Origin of the sequence: Paenibacillus sp. FSL H8-0079, from assembly GCF_037991315.1 — a bacterium.
Classification (GTDB): Bacteria; Bacillota; Bacilli; order Paenibacillales; family Paenibacillaceae; genus Paenibacillus.
In genome coordinates, this window is record NZ_CP150300.1 from 3,401,970 (window position 1) to 3,427,916 (window position 25,947).

Annotated in this window: 20 protein-coding genes; 9 read left to right on the forward strand and 11 right to left on the reverse strand. The window is 44.2% G+C overall.

What is annotated here, in order from left to right; all coding sequences use genetic code 11:
- Positions 1-148: 148 nt before the first annotated feature.
- Both MHI06_RS15175 and MHI06_RS15180 read left to right on the forward strand, forming a co-directional pair.
- On the forward strand, positions 149-1,555 hold the full coding sequence (locus tag MHI06_RS15175; RefSeq protein ID WP_340398259.1) for a glycoside hydrolase family 4: 1,407 nt from the start codon (positions 149-151) through the stop codon (positions 1,553-1,555).
- Between the two features lie 374 nt (positions 1,556-1,929).
- A complete protein-coding gene (locus MHI06_RS15180; protein ID WP_340398260.1) occupies positions 1,930-5,520 on the forward strand; it encodes an S-layer homology domain-containing protein in 3,591 nt (1,196 codons plus the stop codon).
- Positions 5,521-5,763: 243 nt separating this feature from the next.
- On the opposite strand, the gene MHI06_RS15185 is transcribed toward MHI06_RS15180, so the two are convergent.
- Positions 5,764-6,651, reverse strand: coding sequence for a LysR family transcriptional regulator (locus MHI06_RS15185; RefSeq protein ID WP_340398261.1), 888 nt, complete (start codon positions 6,649-6,651; stop codon positions 5,764-5,766).
- A 153-nt stretch (positions 6,652-6,804) separates the two neighbouring features.
- Between MHI06_RS15185 and MHI06_RS15190 the strand changes: the two genes are divergently transcribed.
- The 3 genes from MHI06_RS15190 to MHI06_RS15200 all read left to right on the forward strand — a co-directional run bounded on the left by MHI06_RS15190 (position 6,805) and on the right by MHI06_RS15200 (position 9,440).
- Entirely contained in the window at positions 6,805-7,551 is a 747-nt protein-coding gene (locus tag MHI06_RS15190; protein ID WP_340402123.1) for an acetoacetate decarboxylase, read from the forward strand.
- Between the two features lie 13 nt (positions 7,552-7,564).
- Positions 7,565-8,596: a ketopantoate reductase family protein gene (locus MHI06_RS15195; RefSeq protein ID WP_340398262.1), complete on the forward strand. Its 1,032-nt coding sequence runs from the start codon at positions 7,565-7,567 to the stop codon at positions 8,594-8,596.
- Between the two features lie 226 nt (positions 8,597-8,822).
- Positions 8,823-9,440, forward strand: coding sequence for a hypothetical protein (locus tag MHI06_RS15200; protein WP_340398263.1), 618 nt, complete (start codon positions 8,823-8,825; stop codon positions 9,438-9,440).
- Between the two features lie 42 nt (positions 9,441-9,482).
- On the opposite strand, the gene MHI06_RS15205 is transcribed toward MHI06_RS15200, so the two are convergent.
- Both MHI06_RS15205 and MHI06_RS15210 read right to left on the reverse strand, forming a co-directional pair.
- The gene (locus tag MHI06_RS15205; protein WP_340398264.1) at positions 9,483-11,201 is read right to left on the reverse strand and encodes an AraC family transcriptional regulator; all 1,719 of its coding nucleotides are present in this window, start codon (positions 11,199-11,201) and stop codon (positions 9,483-9,485) included.
- 174 nt (positions 11,202-11,375) lie between these two features.
- A complete protein-coding gene (locus tag MHI06_RS15210; RefSeq protein WP_340398265.1) occupies positions 11,376-12,329 on the reverse strand; it encodes an ABC transporter substrate-binding protein in 954 nt (317 codons plus the stop codon).
- A 498-nt stretch (positions 12,330-12,827) separates the two neighbouring features.
- On the opposite strand from MHI06_RS15210, the gene codB reads away from it, so the two are divergent.
- A complete protein-coding gene (gene codB / locus MHI06_RS15215; RefSeq protein ID WP_169479357.1) occupies positions 12,828-14,105 on the forward strand; it encodes a cytosine permease in 1,278 nt (425 codons plus the stop codon).
- A complete protein-coding gene (locus tag MHI06_RS15220) occupies positions 14,074-15,342 on the forward strand; it encodes a cytosine deaminase (protein WP_340398266.1) in 1,269 nt (422 codons plus the stop codon). Before codB ends, MHI06_RS15220 begins: the two co-directional genes overlap by 32 nt.
- Positions 15,343-15,565: 223 nt before the next feature.
- Here MHI06_RS15220 and MHI06_RS15225 read toward each other — a convergent pair whose 3' ends face one another.
- The 6 genes from MHI06_RS15225 to MHI06_RS15250 form a co-directional block, all read right to left on the reverse strand.
- The gene (locus tag MHI06_RS15225; RefSeq protein ID WP_340398267.1) at positions 15,566-16,345 is read right to left on the reverse strand and encodes a Cof-type HAD-IIB family hydrolase; all 780 of its coding nucleotides are present in this window, start codon (positions 16,343-16,345) and stop codon (positions 15,566-15,568) included.
- Positions 16,346-16,349: 4 nt separating this feature from the next.
- Positions 16,350-17,399 carry an ABC transporter ATP-binding protein gene (locus MHI06_RS15230; protein ID WP_340398268.1) on the reverse strand — a complete coding sequence of 350 codons (1,050 nt, stop codon included), beginning with the start codon at positions 17,397-17,399 and terminating at the stop codon, positions 16,350-16,352.
- Entirely contained in the window at positions 17,396-19,150 is a 1,755-nt protein-coding gene (locus MHI06_RS15235; RefSeq protein ID WP_340398269.1) for an iron ABC transporter permease, read from the reverse strand. The genes MHI06_RS15230 and MHI06_RS15235 overlap by 4 nt, the downstream gene beginning before the upstream one ends.
- A 17-nt stretch (positions 19,151-19,167) precedes the next feature.
- Positions 19,168-20,208 (reverse strand): ABC transporter substrate-binding protein, encoded by a 1,041-nt coding sequence (locus MHI06_RS15240; RefSeq protein WP_340398270.1) that lies wholly within the window; start codon positions 20,206-20,208, stop codon positions 19,168-19,170.
- 80 nt (positions 20,209-20,288) lie between these two features.
- Positions 20,289-21,155, reverse strand: a complete 867-nt coding sequence (locus MHI06_RS15245) for an HAD family hydrolase (RefSeq protein ID WP_340398271.1) — start codon at positions 21,153-21,155, stop codon at positions 20,289-20,291.
- A 27-nt stretch (positions 21,156-21,182) separates the two neighbouring features.
- A complete protein-coding gene (locus tag MHI06_RS15250) occupies positions 21,183-21,917 on the reverse strand; it encodes an MBL fold metallo-hydrolase (RefSeq protein ID WP_340398272.1) in 735 nt (244 codons plus the stop codon).
- 215 nt (positions 21,918-22,132) lie between these two features.
- Between MHI06_RS15250 and MHI06_RS15255 the strand changes: the two genes are divergently transcribed.
- Entirely contained in the window at positions 22,133-23,074 is a 942-nt protein-coding gene (locus MHI06_RS15255) for a sugar-binding transcriptional regulator (RefSeq protein ID WP_340398273.1), read from the forward strand.
- An 88-nt stretch (positions 23,075-23,162) separates the two neighbouring features.
- Here MHI06_RS15255 and MHI06_RS15260 read toward each other — a convergent pair whose 3' ends face one another.
- Positions 23,163-24,287 carry a GerAB/ArcD/ProY family transporter gene (locus tag MHI06_RS15260; protein ID WP_169479350.1) on the reverse strand — a complete coding sequence of 375 codons (1,125 nt, stop codon included), beginning with the start codon at positions 24,285-24,287 and terminating at the stop codon, positions 23,163-23,165.
- Between the two features lie 125 nt (positions 24,288-24,412).
- Here MHI06_RS15260 and MHI06_RS15265 point away from each other — a divergent pair, with 125 nt between their 5' ends.
- Positions 24,413-25,375, forward strand: a complete 963-nt coding sequence (locus tag MHI06_RS15265; RefSeq protein WP_340398274.1) for a WYL domain-containing protein — start codon at positions 24,413-24,415, stop codon at positions 25,373-25,375.
- A 47-nt stretch (positions 25,376-25,422) separates the two neighbouring features.
- Here the strand turns inward: MHI06_RS15265 and MHI06_RS15270 are convergent, their stop codons facing one another.
- Positions 25,423-25,920, reverse strand: coding sequence for a MarR family transcriptional regulator (locus tag MHI06_RS15270; RefSeq protein ID WP_340398275.1), 498 nt, complete (start codon positions 25,918-25,920; stop codon positions 25,423-25,425).
- Positions 25,921-25,947 lie beyond the last annotated feature (27 nt).

The window sequence follows — 25,947 nt, forward strand, 5'->3', positions numbered from 1 at the left end:
TGACATCCTGTATCTTTTACTATCATAACAAAGGATTTATATCTTGTTAATTATCGTACCATATGACATGTATTGAAAACTATCACACATTCCGATTCCAGCCCATTCACCTATAATGAACTTATATCGTTACGAGGAGGGGTTATTGATGAATGCTACAAACACACAGCATCCAAAGGTAGTCGTTATTGGGGCGGGCAGCCTGTTTTTCGGTCGTCAGTCCATCTGGCAGATGGTTCACTCCCCATATTTGAATCAGGGCACGCTGGCTTTGGTGGATACGGACGAGGAACGGCTCTCCAAAATGGTAACACTGGCGGAGAGGGTCGCACGGGAGAACAACGTATCCTTAAAGATTGAGGGTTCAGTAGACCGACGACAGGTGCTTCCGGGAGCAGACTTCGTTGTACTCAGCTTTGCGGAGCAATCGGTGAAATATCGGGGCATCGACTGCCAGGTTTCTCTAAAGTATGGGATTCGCATGTGTTCCGGCGATACGATTGGCCCTGGAGGAATCTTTCGCGCGATGCGGGAACTACCGGTTATCATGGAATGCGCCAAAGACATTGAGGAGCTGTGTCCAGATGCGTGGGTGATCAATTATATTAACCCGTCTACCGTTCATGGCATCGCATTACATCGATATGCTCCGAAGCTTAAATCGTTTGCGCTGTGCGATAGTCATCATATGCCGCATAAGAAAGGCTATTATGCCGTACGAGCCGGAATCATTGGAGACAATAGCCAGTTCACTGAAGAGATCAACCAGAAATTCGATTTTCGTATCGCAGGTGTCAATCATTTCACTTGGCTGCTCAAAGCCGAGTATGAAGGGAAAAATGTGATGCCCACGATCGCAGAAGCCATGCGCAAGATGGCAGGTGATGAAAATAACGGCGGTGATCGCGGCGCAAAAGCTCTTTTTAACGATGCGATTACCTATGAACTGTATGATATTTTCGGAATCATTCCCACTTGTACGGCGCATACGAAGGAATACGTTCGGTATTGGCAAGGTCTTGGCAAAACTGCGGACACGATTCCACCATTATCGATCTGGGAGACAGAGGACAGATATGAGCGTCACGACGAAATGTGGCGTCAGGTGGATGACTTTCTAGCGGGGAACATCCCAATTGCTGATTACATGAGTACCTTCGGACCAGATCATGCGACCGACATCATTGAAAATATGGTAGGGAACTTGGGTAAAAAATTCTTCATCAATACGCTCAATCAAGGCGCGGTAACCAATATGAATAACGATTCATTCCTGGAACTACTGTGCGATGTAGATATGGATGGGGTGAAACCACTCCATGTAGGCGAGATGCCGCGTGGGATAAGAGGCATGCAAGAACTTGTACTGGATACGCATGAGCTCACAGTTGAAGCTGTTCTGGAACAGAGCTATGAGAAACTGAGAAGGGCGATGCTCACTGATCCGCTCGTGAATTCCATTAGTGACGCAGACAAGATCATCCATGAATTGTTGGAACTGGAGCGCAAGATGATTCCGGACGTTTGGTACAAGGATAGACTGCAGTATAGCTAAGAGTAGATAATGATCAAAGACCACGTCGGTTCCTTCCATGGGACTTGTCGAGGGACAAGAACATGTTCCCATTAAAGTCGCTATATTAGCGGCTTTTTTATTTTATCGGTACAAGTTCTTGTCCCGACCAGAGTAGACAAGAACATGTACCAATACCGATTAGGCGTATATCTCATCGTTGTTTTGCGTTAATTCCTCATGTTAACGGTCAGGTTAGTTGAAGCTCATTCACGCTGAAGCGCATCACAAGTGAATAAAAATTGTTGCGGCATACTACTTTAGTAGGACTACAATCTCCTTTAGTTGGCTTTAAAATGTCTTGGTAGACTTGAAGAAAATCTATCAAATAGTTTGTGGAAGGATGAGAGAACATAGTGCGGAAATATGCAAAGATTTTATTTATGTTTTTACTAGTTATTGTCCTGCTGATCAGTTCGATTTCAAACGTATTAATTACATACGTATCGGCTGCTGGTAACGATGTGACGAATCAAGTAGGAACAATGCCAAGAGCTACACTTATGGATACACCTGATCTAGAGAAAGATACGGTACCGCTAACCTTCAAGACAGATCAGGCTTTTCAGGCGGATCTTGCTCTCCAGCCAGATAAAGTTACTGTGCAAAAGAATGGAACATTAGTTAACGGAACAGACATTGGGTGGACAATTACAGTAAACAAAGAGAATGTTGCTGTTAATAATACAGTGCTCGTTGATATGATTCCAGATAGCCAGATTCCGGATGAATTATCGACACGAGTGAATGGAGGGCTGCCACAAGGATCTGTAATAGATTATGGAAGCAGCAATATTTTAAGTACATCGGGAAGCTATGATGCTACAACGACAGTGAATAATACAAAAAATATCACTTGGACGATTGTCGTGAATGAAGACGAACTGGCATTCAACAATGCTATTATCAAGGATACACTTCCTCTTGGGCTAACTTACATTGCTGGAACAGCAACTGTAAATGGTACTAGTGTTACTCCCGTAACAAGCGGCTCAGAGCTTACCTTCAACCTGGGTAATATTACAAAAGAGGTTACGATTACGTACGAAACTGAAATTGAGCCTGCTCGTTTCCAAACAAATGGCTCATATACTTTCACAAACGAAGCAGTCCTTACTTGGGATGGCCTTACTGGAACCGGAGTAGTAAAAAATGCTTCAGTAGGAGTTGGAAGTAACTTATTCAACAAGTCAGGTGCGGGTTATAACCGAGCGAACGGTGTCATTTCTTGGTCAATTGATATTAATAGTGAAAATATTAATTGGGCTGCACCAACGATTACGGATAGTATCCCAATCGCTCAACAGTATATTCCAGGGTCTGCTCGAATTGTAGATCATCAAGGTAATGCTTATTCTGGCGGCGCATTTAACTACAATACTGGAACTTCAACACTTGGTTATACTTTTGGTTCTGCTATTAATTCACGATACACCATTACCTTTGATACAAAGCCAGCAAATACAGACAACATTACAGCTAACTTTATTAGCAGCTCTAGTAGTCAATTTTCAAACACAGTAAGCATTACTAGCGGTACAATTACACGTAATAGTACAGGCACGCAGAGCTATACAAGCAATGTGTTGAAAAAGGATGCAGAAGGCTATGATCTAAATGTAGCTGGGCGTACGATTACGTGGAAGTTGACTGTCAATGAAAACGGGGCAACAACTCCAAGTGCACCGAAAGCAGGAACTGATCCTAGTTTGTACGCTGCTATTGCACTCCCAAATGTAAGTATTGTCGATACTATTCCAGCCGGACTTACCTTTATACCCGGTAGCGTCAGGGTACTTGATCGCAACAGTAATCCTGTCACGGGTCTGGTAACGGTAAGCGGAACAGATGTCGTAACCTTCGATTTTAATTCCAGTATTACGGAGCAATACACGATCTACTTCGATACTGCCATTACGGATCTATCCAAATTCATATCACAAAATAGTACGTTGAATAATGGTAATTTTAATGTTAAGAATGAAGCGACATTAATCCATGATAAAACGACAAGATCCACTACTGATTCAGCAACTCAAACCGTCAGCAACCATATTGTAAGTAAAAAAGGTATTCCAACCACTAATGGAAATAAGTATATTGATTGGGTTGTATATTTGAACTCTAATGCAGTAAATCTTAATCAGCTGCTAGATGTTGATAGATTCTGGTTAATTGATAACCTGCAAGCAGGTCTTGAGCTAGATACAACAAGCGTGGAATTAATCGCATATGGTGGAGCAATTAACGTACCTGACAATATGCCAGCAAACGGAAATGATGGCTTAGGTGCAGGTACACCGGTACTACTTGATGGCTCTCATATTGTCTATGATGCTACCACTAGAGAATTTAGATTTAATATTCCCAATGATACGATTGATAAGGCATATAAGCTTTCTTTCCGTACGTATGTAACAGAAACGGTAGCCTCTGGATCTCGCTTTTCCAACATGATTAATCTATTTGGCTCTAAAGATAATGTTGCTGTTCCAATCGATGGTGCTTACCAGTCTAACGATTCACGCCAAGTAACGTTCTTGGAAGCTGGAAGCATGGGATACGGTAATCTTGGTAAATTTATTGTTAAACAGGCAGATTTAGATGATAACAACGTTAAATTATCTGGTGCAACCTTTGCCTTATATGATCAATATGGCAATAAGGTTCAAGAAAAAGTAACCGTAAATGGAGAACTGGAATTCAATCGAATTAAATATGACTTGCCTTACTATGTTAAAGAGGTAGCGGCGCCAACAGGATATCTACTGAGTAGAAATGCAAGTGTGGACGGCACTCCAACAACTGTTACGCCAATAGGAGCTGTTGTAGAGAATGCGATTCCATTAACACTAACAGCTTCACATACTCCTAAGTATTTGGAATTGATTTTTGCTAATGAAGAGATTAGATCAACGGTGTTCATCAGCCCTGTGAGCGCAAACTTTGATAAGAAGGTATCCGCCCAAGCAGAAGTAAGGACAACGATGACGCTGAATGGAAACACATTAACAAGTGTCGCGAACGGTTTAACTTTGCTAACGTTAGGGACGGATTATACGGTTGTGGGCAACACAGTTACAATCCTGAAGGCGTACTTGGCGAATCAGTCGGTCGGCACGACAAACTTGATATTCACATTCAGCGGAGGAGCAACACAGACACTTGCAATCACGGTAAGTGATACGACACCAGCACCAGCACCAGCACCAAGTTCCGGTTCCGGTTCCGGTTCCGGTTCAGGTTCTGCATCAGTACCAAGTTCAACACCAACACCAGAGCCAGCACCGGAGCCAGAGAAAGAAATTGGTTCGACGCCAACGCCAACACCTAAAGCATTCTACATTGATGGAGTTAATATGGATGTAATTAAGGCACTGGTAGCAAAAGCGAATTCTGTACCTGTAGTATCATTTAAGGATGTGCCGGCGATTGCCCCAAGTGCTAAAGCAATCGGGTTTGCAACTAAGCTTGGGATTATCAACGGATATGATGATGGTTCGTTTCGTGCTCGTGCTACGATAACTAGAGCAGAGTTTGCATCTATGCTAGTAAGAGCACTTGGATTAACGTCAGAAGGTTACCCCGAATTTAAAGACACTCAAGGTCACTGGGCGGCCAATGCCATTGCTACATTAAAAACAATAGACATCACTAAGGGTTACTCAGACGGAACGTTCAAACCGGATCAGTCGATCACCAGAGCGGAAATCGCAGCTATGCTGTCAGAAGTAATGAACACAACCTTTGTGAAAAATAATAAGTTTAAAGATGTTATAGGTCACTGGGCAGAGGCAGAGATTGGTACATTATCCGATATGGGGATTGTAAAGGGTACACCGGATGGTGTATTCAGACCGAATGCTAATGCTACGAGATATGAATCGTTACTCATGATCTTACGTATGCTGAATGCCAGTCTTGATCATTCGCTAAACGTAGAATAGAGGAATAGCGAATGAAGATCAGATCGAACAGATGCTGGGTAAACTGGTGAACCTGAAATCTCATACTCTAAAATAAGCTTACGACCGATTCCCAATATTTTTACCTGGGAATCGGTCGTTTAAATGTAGACTTGATAATGTAGTTCATCAGCTGCACACGGTATCTCATTTATTACTTGCTGGTTTAAGGGAAGTTTTAGGTCGTGATCTTTGTTTTTATCTTTTGTCATGTATCAAGAAATCCTACTCCACTTTAAACAATCCAGCATGGTCTTCATAGTACGAAGTAATAAAATCACGAAATTCTCCAACAGCAGGAGATAACCATTTTTGTTTGACCCAGGAGAGGCTAATGGGATATATCGCTGAATCATCAGCAATTTTCACATAACTTAACCCCAGTTTTCTACATACGGAGATCGGAAGCAACGCAACACCCTGATTAAGTTTGATAATTTCAAGCAGGGTATGAGAATCGACCTCAAATGCATGATTGGGCAGGAAACCTGCTTTTTCACAGAGCATGGTGGTAAATCGGCTGTACTCCTTATTATCTGCAAGGGAAATAAAGGGCTCATTTGCAACAACACTTAACGAGATGCTTGTCTCTCCGCCGTATGCATGATTCATGGGCACAACAAGAACAATGTCCTCCTCAACAAGAACAACACTCTCAATCTCCTCATCCTGAATCGGATGCCCCGTAATGCCCAGATGCATGTCGCCTTTCTTCAATCCTGTAATAATTTCACTACGAGTCCCAATGCCTTGATGAAGCTTGGTTTCGGGGGAATCGTTGATATAGTCACTAATAAGTCCAGTGAGGAATCGGGTATTGGTAATCGAGATCCTGATCGTATTGGATATTTGCTGTTCCTCCGCTTTAATCTCAATCTCTGCATTTTCAATTTCTATAAAAATCCGGTTTACGTGCTTCAATAGAATTTCACCTGAGGAATTCAGTTGAATATTTCGGCCTCTCCTATGAAATAAGGGGGTACCCAGTTCATCCTCAAGTCTTTTAATTGTCAAGCTTAGAGAAGGTTGAGCAATATTCAATTGTGCAGCTGCCTTGGAGATATGTTCGGTATAGGCAACGGTCTGAAAATATTTGAGCTGAAGCAGTTCCATTCACACGCACTCCTTATTTATTCTAATAAATATATATAGTACTTATTATGTATTATATTAAATTTAAATATTGATGTAGAATTTTTTTTATGAGATACAGATCAAATTTTAAATAGTAAAAAATTAACTAAATTTAAGAGGTAGGTGTCTTTGATGAAAATCGATGTGAATAACATAGCTAAAAATCTGAATACACCCCTAACTGCTCCGGCATATCCAATGCCACCGTACAAATTCGTGAATCGTGAATATTTGAATATTATTTACCGGACTGATGAAAAAGCGTTACGGGCAGCCGTACCAGAGCCTCTGGCAATTACTGAACCACTGGTTAAATTCGAAGTGATGTGGATGCCAGATGTTTCTGGACTGGGTGCTTATACCGAAGCTGGACAAGTCATTCCTGTGCAATTTAATGGGGAGGAAGGCGATTATGTGCATTCGATGTACGTAGACAATTTCCCCGCGATTGCGAGTGGTCGAGAGCTCACCGCATATCCGAAAAAGCTGGGCGCACCCAAGTTGTATACCGATTCAGATACACTAGTTGGCACACTAGATTATGGAACGCTGCGTGTAGCCACGGCAACGATGGGCTATAAACATGTGGAGATGGATAAAGAGTTAGCCAAACGTGAAATATGCCGACCTAATTTTATGATTAAGATGGCTACCGACTATACCGGAAATTTAAGAATATGTGATCTGATCCATACTCAAATTACGGACATCGAAGTGAAAGAGGCTTGGACAGGCCCTGCCCGGCTTCAATTGTTCGAACATGCGTTGGCACCTCTTGCAGATCTTCCTGTGTTGGAAGTGGTGTCCGCTTCTCATATCCTTACCAACCTAACCTTAAACGCTGCACAACCTGTATATAACTATCTGGAAGAAAAATAAGGGGGAAATTAAAATGAGAATTGCAATTGTAGGAGCAGGATCTTTGGGAACTATTGTAGGTGCATACCTTGCGGATGGCGGACTTGACGTTGAGTTAATTGATGCATATCAAGAACATGTAGATGCTTTAAATCAGACGGGTGCTAGAGTGACAGGTACCACAGAGTTCCAGGCAAAAGTAAAAGCCATTACTCCTGATCAAAAATCAGGACAATATGACCTCGTGTTACTTTTAACGAAACAACTTTACAACGATTCCATTCTTCAGGAATTACTTCCATTCTTGAAAGAAGACAGTATGGTGTGTTCCTTGCAGAACGGGATTCCGGAAGAAAAAGTGGCGTCCATTGTGGGTGAAAAACGTGTCATTGCAGGCTCCGTTGAATTTGGTGCTACGTTTATTGAACCAGGTGTATCAAGTCTGACTACCGAGTACACTCAATTTAAGCAGTATGCCTTTCAGATTGGCGAATTAAATGGTGAAATCACCGAACGAATTCAACACGTAAAATCGGTGTTGGACCTTGTGGGTGGAACACATATTTCCGATAACCTGGTTGGAACCAAATGGTCCAAATTGCTGATCAACAATGCCTTCAGTGGTTTATCGGCTGCATTGAATGGGGAATACGGGGACATTATCGATCACGAAGCCGGCATTGTAAGTGCAGCTCATATTGCGGACGAGACGATTAAAGTTGCTCGTGCCAACGGGGTCACATTGGTTAAAATGAATGGATTCGACATCGCTTCACTCGAACTGAACAGCGAAGAAGATATTCCTGAACGGGTGAAAACATTACGTTTCGTGATGGAGCCCTCCAGACTGCTCAAAGCAAGCATGCTTCAAGATCTGGAGAAGAACCGCAAAACGGAGATTGATTATATTAATGGGGTTGTTTCAAGCAGAGCAGAAGGCACCGGAATTGCGACACCTTATAATGATTTAGTTGTAAAACTGGTTAAATCTGCTGAAGAAACTCAAACCGTTCCTGATTTTGACACGAATATTAAAGCTTTTGAAGAACTATTAAGTGCACAATAATAAATTCAATTATTTCAACTGAAAGTCGCTAATATAGCGGCTTTTTTGTTGTATCAGTACATCTAGTCAGGCTTGATTTTACGGCAGATAGAGTATTCTTCGTGATTTTTGTTTCCTAATATTATACAAAAAGGGGGATTAAATTTGATATAATATAACTTGCTGGTTATTTTACTATTAGAGGGAGATATATATGAGGAACTCTTGGGGAGAATTCGTCTTTTATTTGGCGGTGTTTGTCTTTGTTTTGTTTATGACCTGGAATGACTATTCTCTATTTTTTACAATAGGGGTTGTGCTTATAGCCGCTTTTATCATGTTTATGTTGCGTTTTTATTATCCTTTGTCGTTGGAAAAACGCATAGACCGTGTTGAGATTTTCTTACGTAAACAGCAAAACACACCCGGGATTTACATTAGTTATGTCCTTGCGAACAACCTTGATGATGAGGCAGAACTTGTTATGGAGCAGATTATGCAGAAATATAAATGGAAATCGACGCAGGCCTCGTTCAAAGCCGCTTACGGATTATATCGCAAGGATATGTTTGCCATTCGGCAAGCTGTAAAACAGATGGGACTCTCTGATTTCCGTACATATTACGAAACCATTCTACTCCTGGAAGACTGGAAAATTGATGAGGCACGAGAAAGACTTCAATCCATTAAAAAACAGTGGATGCGATCAACATTGCTCGCGGGTATTGAACTCAAAGCAGAAAACCGCGATACCGCTATTCAGCACGCGCATGAAGCACTTAACTCTTCCAGAGGTATTAATCGTTATGTCTTGTATAAGGAATACGAAAGAGTATTACCAGAAGTTGTTGAACACATATCGTAAAATGGTAAGAATGTTTCAAAAAAATAAACCGTGGAGCACGGTTTATTTTTTTTCATTTACTAGCAGAGGTGTAAGTCCATCCTTAGCAAAAATAGAGGGGAGAACTGTCAATAACCTTTCACGGGTAAGGGGATCATCGTAGTTCCAGCCAGCTTCTACGATATGTACATTGCTGGGTGCCAACATTCCAACCAAACTTTGGAGCGGAGAAGGGGTGTTTACATTCATCTCCTCCTGTGGAACCATTACGAAGTTTCGGTCTCCAGCGTATTGTGTGATTTTATTGTGATCAATTTGTATCCAAGGTCTGCCATCAACGATCAGTTGATTTACGGATTCGGTAGGTCGAAAGCCAAGTGATTCATACACCGTAGCAGCAAATCCCGTCTGTCCCATAACATATATGTTCTTGCCGAGCACCAGATAGACAGTGGCTCGTTCTCCTGCAATATAATCATCTGCCAATTGTCGCCGTATCCTCCTGACACTCTCCTCATAGCGGTCGATCCACTGTTCAGCGGTTCTGCTTCGACCGAAAAGATCCGCAATATAACGAAGACGCTCAAAAGTGCTGGTTGATTCGCGATAGACAATGGTAGGGGCAATGGCATCCAATCGAGGTAACTGCTGCTCACTATAGTTGCCTAAAAGTATAAGATCAGGCTTCAGTAGGGAGACTTGTTCCGGTGCGCCTTGCAGTCCAATGTCCGGGATGTGATGTAGTTTGTTTCGATATATGACTTGTGATTTCATTGTAGCTATACCCGCGCCGACTGGACGGATACCGATAGCAAGCAACTCGCCAAGGGTATTGGTGCCTGTGGCTACGATTCGCATAGCCGCATCAGGGAGAGAAATCTGCCTGCCGAGGGAATCGGTTATCGTTCTTTGCCTGGTCCGCCTTAGTAAATTGGCGTATTCCCGTGGAGGGTGTCCTGTGACCTGATGAAAGCGCCGACTGAAATAATACTCATCCTTAAAACCGACTTGTCGGGATATTTCACGCAAGGTCTCGGTAGAACTGGATAGTAACCTTTTAGCATGCTGGACCCTAAGCTCTGTCAGGTAATCTGTCGGCTTCTTGCCAGTCATCACTTTAAACAATTTGCTATATTGCCATCGAACCATGCCAGCCATTTCGGCCAAGAACTCTACGGTCAGATCTTCGTTGTAGTGCTGCTCCATATAGCTGAGTGTACGTTGTACCGCTTGATCATTCTGCACTGGCGGAGGAGCGCTTTCCAGCTGAGCCATCAGACCAAGAATCAGTTGCAGCCGGGCCTGCGTAACTGCTAATTTTGAATGTTGAGTAGGGGGATCTTTCTTCTCCTGCAACCGATTTTGCTTGTTGGATTGCAAAGGCGACGGAGAAATCCAGTCCTCACCTGCAAAAGCCAATTTTATAGTAGAAAGAGATAGCCGGTAAGGAAAGCCCTGAATAAGAGGAGGGCAAGCCGGAAGTAGAGTCGACTGATCCACTTGAAAAGAAAGAAAGGTAAACCGAGCTATATGCGCTTGCTCTTTTATCGTTTTGACAATGTAGGATTGCTGAGTAGGGAGCAGAATACAACTGCCTTGGCTCAGATCTTGGGAGATGTTGTTCATTAACAGCCGAATTCCATGATCCAGAGCAATAAGCATCGTATAATCATTGGCATCCTTACTCTTCCTTGATGGATTATGATGATTGGTTTCCTGCAGTGGTGTGAGCTGAAGCAGATCATACTGCTGCAGTTGGATGTATAGGGAAGCCATTTGCATTCGGGAGCACTCCGATCTAGTGATAATAATTCTCAACTACTAGTTTACCACATTTTACACGTTAGAGAATGTTTCGTTGCAGCCCCTATTACACGCAGTACAAATTTACAAAATCAAAAAATCCTCCATAGCCCAAAGGGTTTGGAGGATTTTGACGCCATCATCAATGTGTTATTATTGATTCATCCATTTCGGTAATTCATAAAGCAATTGCTCCAGTGCCAGCAGGTTGTCGGTATTCCATTCGGCTGATGCTGTATAGACGTGTCCTTGCTGAACGGCAGGCAGCGTTTTCCACAAAGTGCTTTGTAACAAGCGCTCAGACTCAGCTCGGCTTTCGTCATTATCCAACGTAAGGACAAAGAGGTGATCTCCTGCATAGTCTGGCATTAGTTCTTCCGAAAGTTCGACGAATGTTTGGTCCTTGTCGATAATGTTTTGCTGAATTGCTGGGGGAATTGCAAATCCGTGCTCTTGATACAAGACTACACCCAAGGAACGATTGCCCATCACATAGAGCTGTTTACCTAACTGCAAGAAGATGGTCGCTGTCTCGCCCTCAGCCACATTCAGCTTGTCCCACATCGCTTCCGCTTTTGTATCAAATCTGCTGATCCATTGCTCTGCCTCATCCTGTTTGCCAAAAATGTTACCAAGCTCGCGGACGCGTTCTGTAAATGGTAATGCCGAGTTAAACGGAATGGTAGGCGCAATCTTCGAAAAAGCAGCGTTCCGGTCAGCATCTTGGTTATAACCATTCAAAATCAAGTCAGGCTGCAAGGCCGTTATTGCCTCCAAATCACCAGGATTCCCGACATCCTCCATACCTTCTAATTGGTCTACAATATAGCTTTCGGAAGCATGGATCAGATTGGCTCCTACCACAGGGATATCCATTGCCAGGAGATCTCCAAGTGTTGAACCAAGATAGATCACTCGTTGTGGTTGAGTTGGTATTTCAATCACTTCGTCTGTTTGAGTTGTATAGCTTTTCGTCGTCTGCTCGTTGGTCTTCACAGGTTCTTGTGAAGGGGCGCTTTCCGAACGACTGCATGCTGCAAGGACGGCTAGAAGAAGGAAGCATGCTCCCCATATGAATAGGTGTTTCCTAATTCTACTGTTCATCATTGTTTCCCCCTGAGTTCTCTTTTTCTCATTGATAACCATTATCAATTACAATGTAATTATAGGTGTCATTTCTGAGGCTTACAATGAAAAAAACGCAGTGAATTTATTTGTACAAATGTCAATGCGTGAATCTAATTGTTCGTTGCATTATTTTCAATCCGCAGGTGCGCTGTCATCGGAGTATCCGTAATAAAAAAACAGCTTGCTATATAAGGAATTAATAAACGTTGGATAATAATGACATTGACAACTGCAGGTTTTTCCAAAATAATAGAATGTAATTGAATACTGGTACCTTTAATTCAGTCCAGAGAGGCTGGCAAGGGCAGCGGATTTCATAATCACGCGAGAATCAGAGCATATTCCATATTGGGATGCTCTGTGTCTTCGCGCGGGTTATGATGCAAAAGAGGCTACTTGTCAGTGTATAACTTGACGAGTAGCCTCTTTTTTCTGCTTTTTATGGTATCAGATACACTTTACGTTGGGGGTATTCTGATGAGCAAACAAGATCAAGAGTTTTCATGGCAAGCTGTGCCGAAATCGCAAAGAAACCATTTTTGGAAGACGTTATCCGTCATGCTCGGTTTCACATTTTTCTCAGCAAGCATGCTGGCAGGAGGCACATTGGGCGTCAGCTTGACGTTCATGGAGTTCATTGGCATCGTGCTTGCAGGCAATCTGGTGCTCGGTATCTATACAGGGGCACTGGCACATATCGCTGCCAAAACGGGTCTGTCCACACATCTGCTCGCTAAATATGCATTCGGTGCGAAAGGTTCGTATCTGCCTTCGTTCCTGTTAGGCTTCACACAGGTCGGATGGTTCGGAGTCGGTGTAGCCATGTTCGCCATCCCGGTCGCCAAAGCCATGGATTGGAACGTATACCTGTTAATCATCGTGTTCGGACTTGCCATGACGGCATCAGCCATCTTCGGCATGAAGTCACTCGTCATTCTCGGTTATATCGCCGTTCCTGCGATTGCCATTCTCGGTGGTTACTCCATGTTCGAAGGTGCAGGTTCACTAGGTGGTCTGCAAGGCTTGCTTGATTACACGCCGACTCAGACACTTACCGCGGCGGCCGCATTGACGATCTGTATCGGATCATTCATAAGTGGCGGAACGCTGACACCCGATTTTGCCCGGTTTTCCCGGACATCCAAACAGGCAGTTACCGCAACAGTGATTGCTTTCTTCCTGGGTAACTCACTCATGTTTCTGTTCGGTGCAGTTGGCGCAATGGCCTATAACCTAGCCGATATCTCGGAGGTCATGTTCCTGCAAGGATTGATCATCCCGGCAATCATCGTTCTGGGCTTGAATATCTGGACGACCAACGATAATGCACTGTACGCTTCAGGTCTTGGCTTTGCCAACATCACCAAAATTTCGAAGAAATTCTTCGTCATCGTAAACGGCATCGTAGGTACCGTATTCGCCATGTGGATGTACAACAACTTCGTCAGTTTCCTGAACGTACTGGGCGCGGCGGTACCATCCATCGGGGCTATTATTATCGCAGATTACTTCATTGTGAAACGTAGAAACTATAAGCCATTTGCCGACATGTCATTCAAAAATGTAAACTGGATAGCGATGGTCGCATGGGCCATCGGCGTTGCATTCGCCCAACTGGCTCCTGGCGTAACACCATTGAACGCACTGTTTGGTACAGCAGTGGCCTATATCATCTTGATGCTGATTGTTCCTGCCAAAGAATCCAAAGAAATGGGGAAAATAAATGATTATACAGAACGCAAAATTGCGGGGTAAAGAAGGACTATGGAATATCCTTGTGAAAGACGGGAAGTTCGAACGAATCACACAATCGCTGGAAGTGACCGAAAATGAAGAGATCCTGGATGTCAACGGATCGCTTGTGCTGCCACCGTTTATTGAGCCGCATATTCATCTTGATACAACGCTCACCGCAGGCGAGCCGGAGTGGAACCTAAGCGGGACGCTGTTCGAAGGCATCCAGCGCTGGTCAGAGCGCAAGGCTTTCTTAACACATGAGGATGTCAAAACACGCTCCAAAACAGCACTGAAGTGGCAAATGGCACAGGGCATCCAACATGTACGAACACATGTAGACGTTACCGATCCAAGCTTGATCGCAGTTAAAGCCATGCTTGAAGTAAAAGAAGAAATGGCTCCATATATGGACATTCAGCTTGTTGCTTTTCCACAGGAAGGCATTCACTCTTATCCAAACGGGGCAGAATTGCTGGAAGAGTCACTGAAAATGGGCGTTGACGTGGTCGGAGGTATTCCACACTTCGAATTCACACGTGAATACGGCGTTGATTCAATGAAGGTCGCGTTTGATCTGGCCGAAAAATACGATCGTCTGATCGATATCCATTGCGATGAAATCGATGATGAACAATCCCGTTTTGTTGAAGTCGTTGCTAAGGAAGCTTACGAACGTGGACTCGGTTCACGCACAACGGCAAGTCACACGACAGCGATGGGGTCATACAATGACGCTTATACGTACAAGTTGTTCCGTTTGCTGAAGATGGCAGATTTGAACTTTGTCTCTAATCCGCTGGTCAACATTCACTTGCAAGGACGCTTCGACACGTATCCGAAAAGAAGAGGGCTGACGCGTGTCAAAGAGTTGCAGGAAGCAGGTCTGAATGTATGCTTCGGTCATGATGACATCTTCGATCCGTGGTATCCGCTCGGCACAGGCAACATGCTTCAAGTGCTGCATATGGGGATTCATGCTTCGCAGTTGCTTGGTTATGACCAGATCGTGAATTCGATCGACCTTATTACCAAAAACAGTGCAAGAACGTTACACATTGAGGATGTATACGGTATTGAAGAAGGCAAACCTGCCAACTTCATCGTACTTGAAGCAGAGAATGAATATGAGGCTGTTCGCAAACAATCCGGCGTACTTTATTCCTACAGAGGCGGACGTAAAATCGCGGAATCGAAGCCCCGGGATACATCCATCATTTTTGAGGGCGGTTCAGAGAAGGTTACTTTCAATAAATAAAGTAGCTTTCATGAATTTGGTCTCAAACTAAATCACACAGAAATCATATCCCCATTAAAAGTCGCTATTTTAGCGGCTTTTTTTTGCTTTTTGTGCGGTCTACGCAATGTATCCCATATGGGATACGTAAGGTATTAACCGTCAAATTGAAAAGACCTCCTATATATAGAAGAGGTCTTTGTAGAATTCATGTTTTTACATAGAGGAGGCTGTTGAACCATCTCTACAACAAACCTGCCCATTTCAGACCATGCCAGATCCCGTCCTGCCCTGCACTTGCTGTAACATGAGATGCCAGTTGTTGAAGTGAATGAGGGGCGTTGCCCATGGCAATGCTGCAGCCTGCATAACGGAACATCTCCATATCATTGAAGTTATCGCCAAAAGCATACACCTGTTCAGGGGAGAACCCCAAGCGGTCTGCGAGTCGGGAAACCCCTTCGGCTTTGGAGCCACCGGCGGGCAGAACGTCCATGGACAATGGATGCCAACGTACAAAGTGCAGCTCACGGAACCTATCTCGATATAACGTTTCCTCTTCTGAGGAGCAGAATAACATTGTCTGATAGATGGATCTGTTTGTACAAAAGTTCTTGCTGTACCCAGGATGCGTGACACCAAGCGAAGTTAGACAAAGGTCTACATCTGCATGGTACTCCTGACTGCAACTCATCTGTGAATGGTCCAGATAAACGAGTGGATGTCCCGACAACTCAGCGAATGCAGACAATTGATTCAAAGCATCCGAACGAATGGGGTTACTGTGAATAAGTTCTCCTTGATGCATCACATATTGTCCATTGAAACTAACATAAGACTCCAGCTCCAGTTCAAGCCGAACCTGTTCTAACATAAACGGAGATCGCCCTGAGGCTAAAGCTACGACATGTCCGGCTTCCTTTAACGCAAGAACGGCTTGTTTCGCGGAAGCGGGAATTCGGTTATGGCGGTCGAGCAGCGTACCATCAATGTCAAAGAAAATCAGTTTTGGACTTTGAGTCACAACGTCACACTCCTTCACCGCCGACGGAAGAAAGACTCAGACTCACTTGTTCATTCAGGGCGAAAGGAAGAGGGGAGATGACTTCCCAACGTTTCGTATCACTGCGAATATCATAGTGAAATTCTTTCCCTTGAAACTGGACATTGGCGATCTCGCCCAATATGCCATCTTGACTTGAAGGTTGTAAATGGAACTGATCCGGTCTCACGGGGTATAACCCGTTGGATTTAAAATAATTCGCAACCTGCTTGCCAGGCCAAGCAATATTGGTGCCGCCCTCAGGGACGAACATATCTGCATCCCAGTGACCTATGACCAAATTGGATTTGGACACAAACCTCGCAACAAATTCGGTCTCTGGCCGCAAATAAATATCCTGTGGTGTTCCAGCCTGTTCGATTCGGCCATCCTTCATTACGATAATTCGGTCAGCCATAGCAAGGGCTTCGCCTTGATCATGTGTCACATAAACTACCGCTGATTGAGTATTCCGATGTACTTGTTGAATCTCACGCCGCATATCCATACGAAGCATCGCATCCAAACTGCTGAGGGGTTCATCCATCAGCAGCAATGACGGTTGGGGGGCAATGGCACGTGCAATAGCGACGCGTTGTTTTTGTCCTCCGGATAGCTCATGCGGCATACGTTCAGCTAGATGGGACAGTCCCGACATATTCAGGACTTCCTGAATGCGGTTCTGTTCGTTATTTTTAATATGAGCAGGTGTTGATTTATGCGTTCGGATGGGAAAACGAACATGCTCCGATACATTCATATGCGGCCAAAGTGCGAAGGACTGGAAGACCATGCCGATTCTGCGTTTTTCGGGAGGAAGTAATGTACCTGAGCCTGCCACCACTTTACCGTCCATCAGAACATTACCGCTGCTTGGTTGCTCAAATCCGGCAAGAATGCGCAGCAATGTGGTTTTCCCACAGCCTGACGGTCCAAGAATCGCCACGAATTCTCCATCCTTAATGGTTAAATCAATGGAATGAAGGGCCTGGTAACTTCCGAAGGATTTGCCAACCTGTTGAATCTGAATACTCATGACTTCACTCCCTTACGAGTTGCCCAGCGTTGAGCGATGAGCAAAATTACTCCGCCTGCCGCAATAAGTGCGACAATCAGACTGGACAATGCGGTTGAATAGAGGGTATCTCCTGCCTGTTCAAAACTAAATATGGTAACACCAATGGTCTGTGAACCTGATGAATATAACAATGCCGATACAGTAAGCTCGGTCAGGGCAGTCAGGAAAACCAACATACCTCCGGTCAGAATACCCGGCAGCAATAAAGGCAACAGAACAGTAATCCATTTACGCCAGAAACCAGCTCCGGATATCCGTGCGGCTTCTTCCATGGATGCATCCAACTGCATGAATGAAGTCACACTTGAACGGATCTGAAGAATAAGGAATCGGCAGATGTAGGCAATAAACAAGATGGTCATGGTGCCATAGATGCCAGGGTTCCAACCGGGAACTGGCTCCATCCATACCAGAATCATGGACAGTGCGAACACAATGCCGGGAAGGGTATAGGGAACGGCAGTGGCCAGCTCCGCCATTTTATTGAATTGATTAGGCTTGCGTACCCGGATATAGGCAAATCCTGAGCCGATAATTAGACAAGCCAGCATCGTGACAAGAGAGAGCACAAGGCTGTTCTGGATCGCCTGCCATACACGCTCATTCTCGAAGAGAATATATCTATAATTGTCCAGGGTCATATTGGCACGGGTCAGACCGAGACCATACGCTCTTTTTAAAGACATCGAGATCATTGAAGATAACGGAATAATCGTAATCAGTGCTAAACCTGCCCATATCGTGAAAGCTAGCGGCTTACGCATGCGACCTAAGTCATATCTCGGGGTAAGATCGGGTTGCATCGTATCCGAAGCATGGCTTTTACGCAAAAGAATCCATTGCAACAGACTGCCAACTACCGCAGCAGCACCGAGCAACACAGATAACGATGCGCCACGGGCAAAGGCCGAAGGCCCGAATCCAATAATCTCTTCATATATAAGTGTACTGAGAACAGAAATATTCACAGGCGTGCCAAGGAAGGCAGGTATTCCGAAATTATCCAGCGAAGCCAGGAAAACCAGCAATCCGCCTGCCGTTAGACCGGGAAGGGCAAGTGGCAACGTAATCCGACGGAAAACTTCGATCCTGCTTGCACCGCCGGCTCTGGCCGCCCACTCCAGATCACGCGGGATTTTGCGGAGTACATCGAGTGTGAACATGTACACCAACGGGAAATGATGAATTCCCATCACAAACACAATACCGCCCATACTGTACATGCTCCAAGGAGCCAGATCGGGATGAATCCATTGCAGCACATGTGCAAGCCAGCTCTGTGACCCGGTAAAAGAAGACCAGGACAACGTGAGAACATAAGAGGGAAGAATAAAACAAAGCATGATTCCCATATGCAGAGCCGATTTGTGTCGTATATCCGTATAAGCGACGACCCAGGCCAATGCAGTTCCAATTACGAGTGAGAACACAGTTGAACCGATGACGATATATACGGTATTTCGCAGCGTGGACCAGAAACGTTCCTGCTGAAGTAATTCGTTATAATGTGATAACGTCAAACCTTGTTCACCCTGAAAGCTGAGAAGAACCAGCTTCAGGATAGGGTAAACAAAGAATAAAAGGACAGCTATAGCACCCAACAGGGCAATCAATCGATTCCAACGAAACAGGCCGGGGAGGGAGAAAACGGACTTGCGCCCGTTATCTTGTCCCCTTAGAACGATCATGTTTCTCTTCAATTTCTCCATTCCGACAGCTCCAATCCTTACTCGCCAAACACATTAATGAATTGCTGTTTATCTGTTTCCCGATCCGCTGCCAGTTTGGCCGCATCGCCAGGCAAAATCTTCATTTCTGATACACCTTTCAGTCCTTCAGGTGGAGCAACGCCTTCGCGAATAGGGGAGTAACCGATCTCGGCAGACAACTTCTGCCCCTCTTCAGAGAGAATGAAATCTACAAAGGCTTGAGCAGCCGGCACATTGGCAGCTTCTTTCATAATCCCGATCGGTTCTGTGATGATGGGAACACCTTCTTCAGGGTAGATCAGTTCAACCGGAGAACCTTTCGATTTTTCACGCGCCACGAGGTAATCCACAACGACGCCATATGATTTTTCACCGCTAGCAACAGCCTTCATAACAGCACCGTTTCCTTTAATTACGGCCATGCCGTTCATCTTTGTCTCCTGCAGAAAATCCCATCCAAATCCATCTGTACGGCTAAACACACCAATGTTGTATGCTGCTGCTCCAGAGTATAGGGGACTCGGCATAATACTTGCGTCCTTGCTCTCCGGCAGGGTCAGGACTTGCCACGATGTCGGTTGAGTTGTGACCTTTTGGGTGTTGGTAGCGAGTACCGTTGCCATAACCTTCGTGCCGGCGTACATGCCATCCGGATCAACCAGATCAGTGGGAATTGCACTTCGTTCCGGCGACTTGTATGCTTGAAGAAGATCATCCTTTTTCAGATTTTCAAAGGTAACTGCATCGGCCAGCAGGAGTACATCCGCTTGAGTTTTACCAGCTTGGCGTTCTGCCTGAAGTTTCGCAGTGACTTCTTCGGTCCCGGAACGGAAGATGCTAACTTGAACATCTGGATATTTATCATTAAACGCCTTTACCAGTTTGCCTGCATCTTCTTCAGGCTGGGAAGTATAGAAGGACAGTTTGCCTGACACCGTGCTTGAAGCTCCACCTGAACTACCTTGATCTGACGTGGCTTGTCCTTGTGCAGAACAACCGCTGAATACAATCATGCCTGCCAGAAGGGGCAGTAGTAACGACTTTTTGAATGGAATCACAGATAATCTCTCCTTTGGTGTCTAGCTGATCATGTATTGGGTTATGAAATTGGGAAAGTGAAAGTAATAATTAGAGCAAGTTATAACAAGTACGTATGGATTGCCTGCGCAACACCATCTTCAGCGTTACTGCCGGTAACGACATTAGCGATTTCCTTCACATGCGGCTCTGCATTTCCCATGGCGATTCCTAATCCTGCCCATTGCAACATGTCCAGATCATTATCATAATCCCCGGCTACAGCTACATGCGCACGTTCGATATGATGTTCATGACACAATCGTTCCAGCGCTCCACGTTTACTGACACCGGCTGAATTAACATCAAATCGCAAGCTTCCGGTTCGTGTACATTGGAACACCCCTGATTCATCAAGGATACGAAAAAGTTTCTCGCGTGAGTCTTGGTCTGTACAGATCACGGCTGCTTTGAACAGCATGTCTGGCATCTGACTTACAAAGGTACTGAAATCCTGTCCAACTTCGACGAAACGAATAAAATCAGCCTGTTCTGCATCAAGTTCATCACGTTCTTCGGGTGAATCTAGTTCCGGTCTGTTGACCCTATTGTTCAAGGCCCAGTTTCTATTGATATCATTAATCTCTTGAACGTAGAGGACATTGTATCCATAGAAATGGATGTAGGCTTTTTCTTGCTGGATGACATCCAACATGAATAGCATATCTTCTATTTTCAACGCAACGCCATCAAGCAAATTTCCAGTCAAGGGATCTACCGTCACGGCACCGTTTAATGCTACCAGTGGGAAATTCATGGAGACTTCCCGAGCATGTGACCATACGGAAGCGGGAAAGCGTCCAGATGCAATCGTGACATTCACATTCGCTGACATTAATTGTTGAATGGAGCTGCGTGTCATAGGGGTTATTACTTTGTCTGGATTAAGCATCGTGCCATCCAGATCCAGGGCTAACAATTTGTACATGAACATATTCCTCCCGGATGGATTAACTTACACAACATACATACGAAGTGGTTCGGGTATATCCACAGGTCCTTGGAAAGAGCGACTTGCTTCATCCCGCATGAACTCCAGATCGCCATCTCCGGGAAGATGGACAAGGACTAGTTGCTTGACGTTAGCCTGACCAGCAATCATGCCTGCTTGAAGGGCATTCATATGTCCTTGGCCGGTCGTGTGCACGCTGCCCTCACAGATCGTAGCCTCGCATAGAAAGATGTCTGCATCACGAGCAATTTCGATCAGGGAATCACAGTAGGAGGTGTCACCGGAATACACCAGTACCTTGCCTTTATATGTGATCTTAACGGCGTAACATGTAATGGTATGCTGCACCTGTACGAATTCAATCTCCGCGCCAGCAAGCTGAATCTTGGATGAAGGATCAATTGAGATGACCTCGGTATGTTCACCATATAGACCATTCAGAATTTCCACTGGACTATCCGGCGTATACAGCTTCAGTTTATTCACCATACGACCATTGCGAATCGCACCTGCTACAGCATATTGGAGGACTCCCAGATCAGCGATATGATCATGGTGCAAGTGAGACAAAATAACACCGGATAGATCTTCCACGCATGTCTCGGTGGGGAGTTTACTCATCACGCCGCTGCCACAGTCCAACAAAATCTGCCCTTCATCTGTGGTTACAAGGTATCCCGCAGTTGCTCCGCCAGCGGCGGGATATCCACCCCAGTAACCTAATATCTTCACATTCATCTTTGCACCTCTGTCTGTCTTGATCTACATTCTTTACAAATGTTCCGTACAGTTACAATTGTAAAAAGGGTTTGTTACTCTCGTGTCAACCGAAAGGCAATCTTTTGTAAAAATGCTTTTGGAAAAGTTATCCTGGCTTGACTCCGCCGCGAATCCCATTTTATAGTGGGAAATGTGTTAGAAGGGAAATTTAAACGTCAAAGGCGGACTTATATGTGAATATAGACGAACGCAAAAATATGATCAGAGTCTGTAAGATGTATTATTATGAATCCTGGACTCAGGAGAAGATTGCTGAGAAGCTTGGTGTATCCAGGCCCGTCATATCCAAGATGCTGCAGCGTGCGAGGGAAGAGGGTATTATTGAAATTGTCATTCATGATGATGATTACGAAACGTCCAAATTGGAGAAAAAACTGGAAGACTTATTTAATCTCAAACAGGTATTGGTCGTTCCAACGAAGGATCTGAATAAAGAGTTATTGTCGAGTGCAGTAGGCAAGGCAGCCGCGCAATTTGTTCAAAAACTGATCAAAAACGGCGATCGTGTCGGTGTCTCATGGGGCAATACGCTCTATCATATGGTGCGAGAGTTCCCTTTGGAGAAAAAAGAGAACGTCAAAATCATCCCACTGGTTGGTGGAACAGGGAATTCACGAAATGAGATGCACTCTAATCAGATCGCGTATGAGTTATCCAAAAAAATGGGTGTGACCTGCGATACATTGTATGCTCCCGCAGTCGTTGAGACAGAAGAGCTGAGAGAGCAAATTATTGGCATGTCTAATATTTCGGCTGTTCTGAAAGAGGGGGAGAATATCAATCTCGCTCTGGTGGGGATCGGAAACCCGTATTCCATGTCAACGATGGAACGATCAGGTTATCTGAATGAGCAAGTGTTAACTGAATTAGAAGCATTGAATACGGTTGCGGATATTAATTCCGTATTTATCACTCGTGAAGGCACGATCACAGATCATCCCATTAATCATAAAGTGATTGGCCTTGGACTTGAGCAGTTAAAGAAGACAAAAACAGTGGTGGGCATGGCCTTTGGTCTGCATAAAATCGACTGTATTCTGGCTGCTTTACGTGGGGGATATATTAATATGCTCATTACGGATGAAGCCACAGCTACTCAAATCACGAAAATTTGATGCTAGCGGGTTATCATTTTGATTCGCTCATGGAGCCAGGAGAACGAAAAGGTTCTCCTGAGCCCATCCATGTAGAAGAACACAACATTCAGCCTGCCTTTAGGGCTTCACTAGATGCTTGTTTTCCGCCTTTTTTACGTATTAAACTAATAATCAATAGCAACAACGGCAACAGGCCAAATAAAAAAATGGACATATTGCCGAGAAAATCACCCAAAGCTAACGTTTCCGCCAGGTTTTTAGGCAAGTAAGCAATGACATACAAGACAGGTAACATCGCGAATTGTATGCTGGTAATATGTTTGAGACGAAACAAATCTCGAATACCAATAGACGCAAAATAGTGCTTAAAGGCATAGGTCGCGAAAATTTGCATCAGCCAAAACACGATGAACAACGATTCATAGCGCTCAAAAAGAAATCCCTCAATTTCAAAACTTCGAACCATGTCGAACGTCGGCCACATCCGCGTCTGAATTCCTGGCAAAGATAAATTTCCTACCACGGTGACAATTGTGATCAAATATATGATCGTACAACTAAGTATGCTATATATAGCGGCTTTATTGCTGGCTTTAACGTCCGCCATATAAGCTGTAATAATTAGCAATACTTCATATCCGGAATAGGAGAGACACGAAGGCTTAAGTCCTTTCAACACAGGCATGAATCCATCGCCAAGGAGCGGTCTGAGATTGTTGAGTTCAAACATTTTAGTGCTTAAAAGGAAAACCAGCGCGAGCAAGACCAGAGTAACGGGCATTACAAGTGCAAAGACTCTGGTGATGACCTTAAGGCCGCCACTTAACATGTAAATGCCAATCCACAAACTAACCATGATGGTTACCCAACTAGGTGTGCGCTCAAGAATATACATGCTTGTAATTTCAGCCATGACTCTGACTTCGAATGCACAAAGAACAATGAAATATACGATAATTACAAGTCCCAACAGATAAGAAATCCATTGACCTGTGATTTCAGGAAGAAACTCGAACACCGTTTTACCGGGAAATCTGCGACACAAAGTAACAAGCATGAGGCTAATTACCGTCACGATCAAGCCAGATAGAATGACGGAAATCCATACATCTGGTGTTCCCACTGCTTTGCTAATCGTCCGAGGGAGTGTTAGAATACCAGCTCCAAGGATTGAATTGATAACCACAACAATAACCTCAGAGGTATTGATCTGGGTTGTGGCTTGCTTCATTGGCTTCACTCCAAACCGGAGAATTTGTTTGTAGTATCGCCCAATGCAGTTGTTTTATGTAAATCATGCTGTACTAATATAAAATAAAGATGTGCAATAAATATTTGAAGATGAGGATGTAGGTTATGCCTAAGAACGATAATATGTTAGCGATTCTGTGGATGCTGAATTCAGGCACCAAAGTAACTGCAAAACAAATGTCCGAAAAGTTAGAAATCAATATAAGAACCGTATATCGATATATTGATGCATTATGTACCAGTGGCGTGCCGATCATTTCAGATACTGGCCACAATGGTGGGTATAGCTTGCTGAATCAGCATATCAAAGCACCTCTGTTATTCGATATTGAAGAAAAAAAGGCACTTCTCCAAGCTGCTATGTTTGCAAAAGAAGCTGGATACCCTTTGAGCGAGGCATTGGATAATGCGACATCCAAGTTGAAAATGTATTCGAATGAGGAGCAGGAAAACACACTTCGTCGTCATTTAGCCGGATTTAACGTTATTAATCGCATGGGAGATCCCTCCGTTCAGTCGATCTTGGCGGAATTGGAACAAGCCGTAGCTAACGATTGCTCTGTCGAAATTGATTATCGCACAAGCCGTGAAGAACAACCTAAGAATAGAGTAGTAGATCCTTATGGAATGGTGTACTGGAATAATAAATGGTATACCATTGCATTTTGCCACCTGAGAAATGAATTCCGCAGCTTTCGGGCAGATCGTATTCTACGAATCAAGCCTACACAGCTCGGTTTTAAGCGTTCGGAATCTTTTTCAGCCCGTGAATTTTTTATGCAAAATTTGTTACCCGATGTAGGGGGCAAAGAGGGGTTAATATCTTTAATTATCGAAGGCAGATCAGAGGCATTGGATGACTTGGGGCTGCATTGGTTTATGGGACACTATCTCAGAGAGCGGACTGCCAATCAAGCTATCTTTTTATTTGACGAAGAATCAATTCATACATATGTCCCTTATTTTCTCCTATCCTACGGGAAATCCATTCAAGTCATCGAACCACAACATGTGAAAGACAGACTGGTTGCTGTGGTATCCGAGTTAATGGAATACTATCAACATTAATAACTTCACTGACACTAGATGTCAGTGAAGTGAGGCAGGTGTAAGTCCTATAGGAAACCCTCTAGGTTGGATGAAATTTTTTGAGATATCGAGATTAACAGCTCACGTTCTTGTTCCGAGAGATCTTGTGAAGCAACTTCCTCCATTTTTGTCCAAACGGCAACAGCCTTATCCACGAGTTGTCTTCCATTTTCAGTCAATGTAACTAGCGTAACGCGTCCGTCTTTGGGCGATTTAGAACGAGTAACCAGGCCAGATTCTTCTAAGCGCCGAACGGATTTGGTAATCGTTGAATGATCCAGTCGCATCGTCCGTCCGAGACTCTGCTGTGATTGTCCATCTTGTTCTCCTAATTGCATCAACATAATTTCTTGACCAGTAAATAGACCCACTTCACGCAACAAGTGTGCGGCTAAACCACGATGTGATCTCGCCATGGAAAAAACGGCGAAGTTAATGGGAAATTGCTGGATGACTTGCATTTCCTTTTCTACATTAGATGTTTTAGAGTCTGGTTTGGGTTCTTCTTCAAAGTTGTTCATCATTTTCACCTTTCCGCTTTAACTTTCTAT

What these genes read in the sequence shown, in the direction of transcription:
- MHI06_RS15175 (WP_340398259.1), top strand. Translation starts at nt 149, where the DNA reads ATGAATGCTACAAACACACAGCATCCAAAGGTAGTCGTTATTGGGGCG.
- MHI06_RS15185 (WP_340398261.1), bottom strand. Translation starts at nt 6,651, where the DNA reads ATGGAACTGCTTCAGCTCAAATATTTTCAGACCGTTGCCTATACCGAA.
- MHI06_RS15190 (WP_340402123.1), top strand. Translation starts at nt 6,805, where the DNA reads ATGAAAATCGATGTGAATAACATAGCTAAAAATCTGAATACACCCCTA.
- MHI06_RS15195 (WP_340398262.1), top strand. Translation starts at nt 7,565, where the DNA reads ATGAGAATTGCAATTGTAGGAGCAGGATCTTTGGGAACTATTGTAGGT.
- MHI06_RS15205 (WP_340398264.1), bottom strand. Translation starts at nt 11,201, where the DNA reads ATGCAAATGGCTTCCCTATACATCCAACTGCAGCAGTATGATCTGCTT.
- MHI06_RS15210 (WP_340398265.1), bottom strand. Translation starts at nt 12,329, where the DNA reads ATGATGAACAGTAGAATTAGGAAACACCTATTCATATGGGGAGCATGC.
- codB (WP_169479357.1), top strand. Translation starts at nt 12,828, where the DNA reads ATGAGCAAACAAGATCAAGAGTTTTCATGGCAAGCTGTGCCGAAATCG.
- MHI06_RS15220 (WP_340398266.1), top strand. Translation starts at nt 14,074, where the DNA reads ATGATTATACAGAACGCAAAATTGCGGGGTAAAGAAGGACTATGGAAT.
- MHI06_RS15230 (WP_340398268.1), bottom strand. Translation starts at nt 17,399, where the DNA reads ATGAGTATTCAGATTCAACAGGTTGGCAAATCCTTCGGAAGTTACCAG.
- MHI06_RS15235 (WP_340398269.1), bottom strand. Translation starts at nt 19,150, where the DNA reads ATGGAGAAATTGAAGAGAAACATGATCGTTCTAAGGGGACAAGATAAC.
- MHI06_RS15245 (WP_340398271.1), bottom strand. Translation starts at nt 21,155, where the DNA reads ATGTACAAATTGTTAGCCCTGGATCTGGATGGCACGATGCTTAATCCA.
- MHI06_RS15250 (WP_340398272.1), bottom strand. Translation starts at nt 21,917, where the DNA reads ATGAATGTGAAGATATTAGGTTACTGGGGTGGATATCCCGCCGCTGGC.
- MHI06_RS15260 (WP_169479350.1), bottom strand. Translation starts at nt 24,287, where the DNA reads ATGAAGCAAGCCACAACCCAGATCAATACCTCTGAGGTTATTGTTGTG.
- MHI06_RS15265 (WP_340398274.1), top strand. Translation starts at nt 24,413, where the DNA reads ATGCCTAAGAACGATAATATGTTAGCGATTCTGTGGATGCTGAATTCA.
- MHI06_RS15270 (WP_340398275.1), bottom strand. Translation starts at nt 25,920, where the DNA reads ATGATGAACAACTTTGAAGAAGAACCCAAACCAGACTCTAAAACATCT.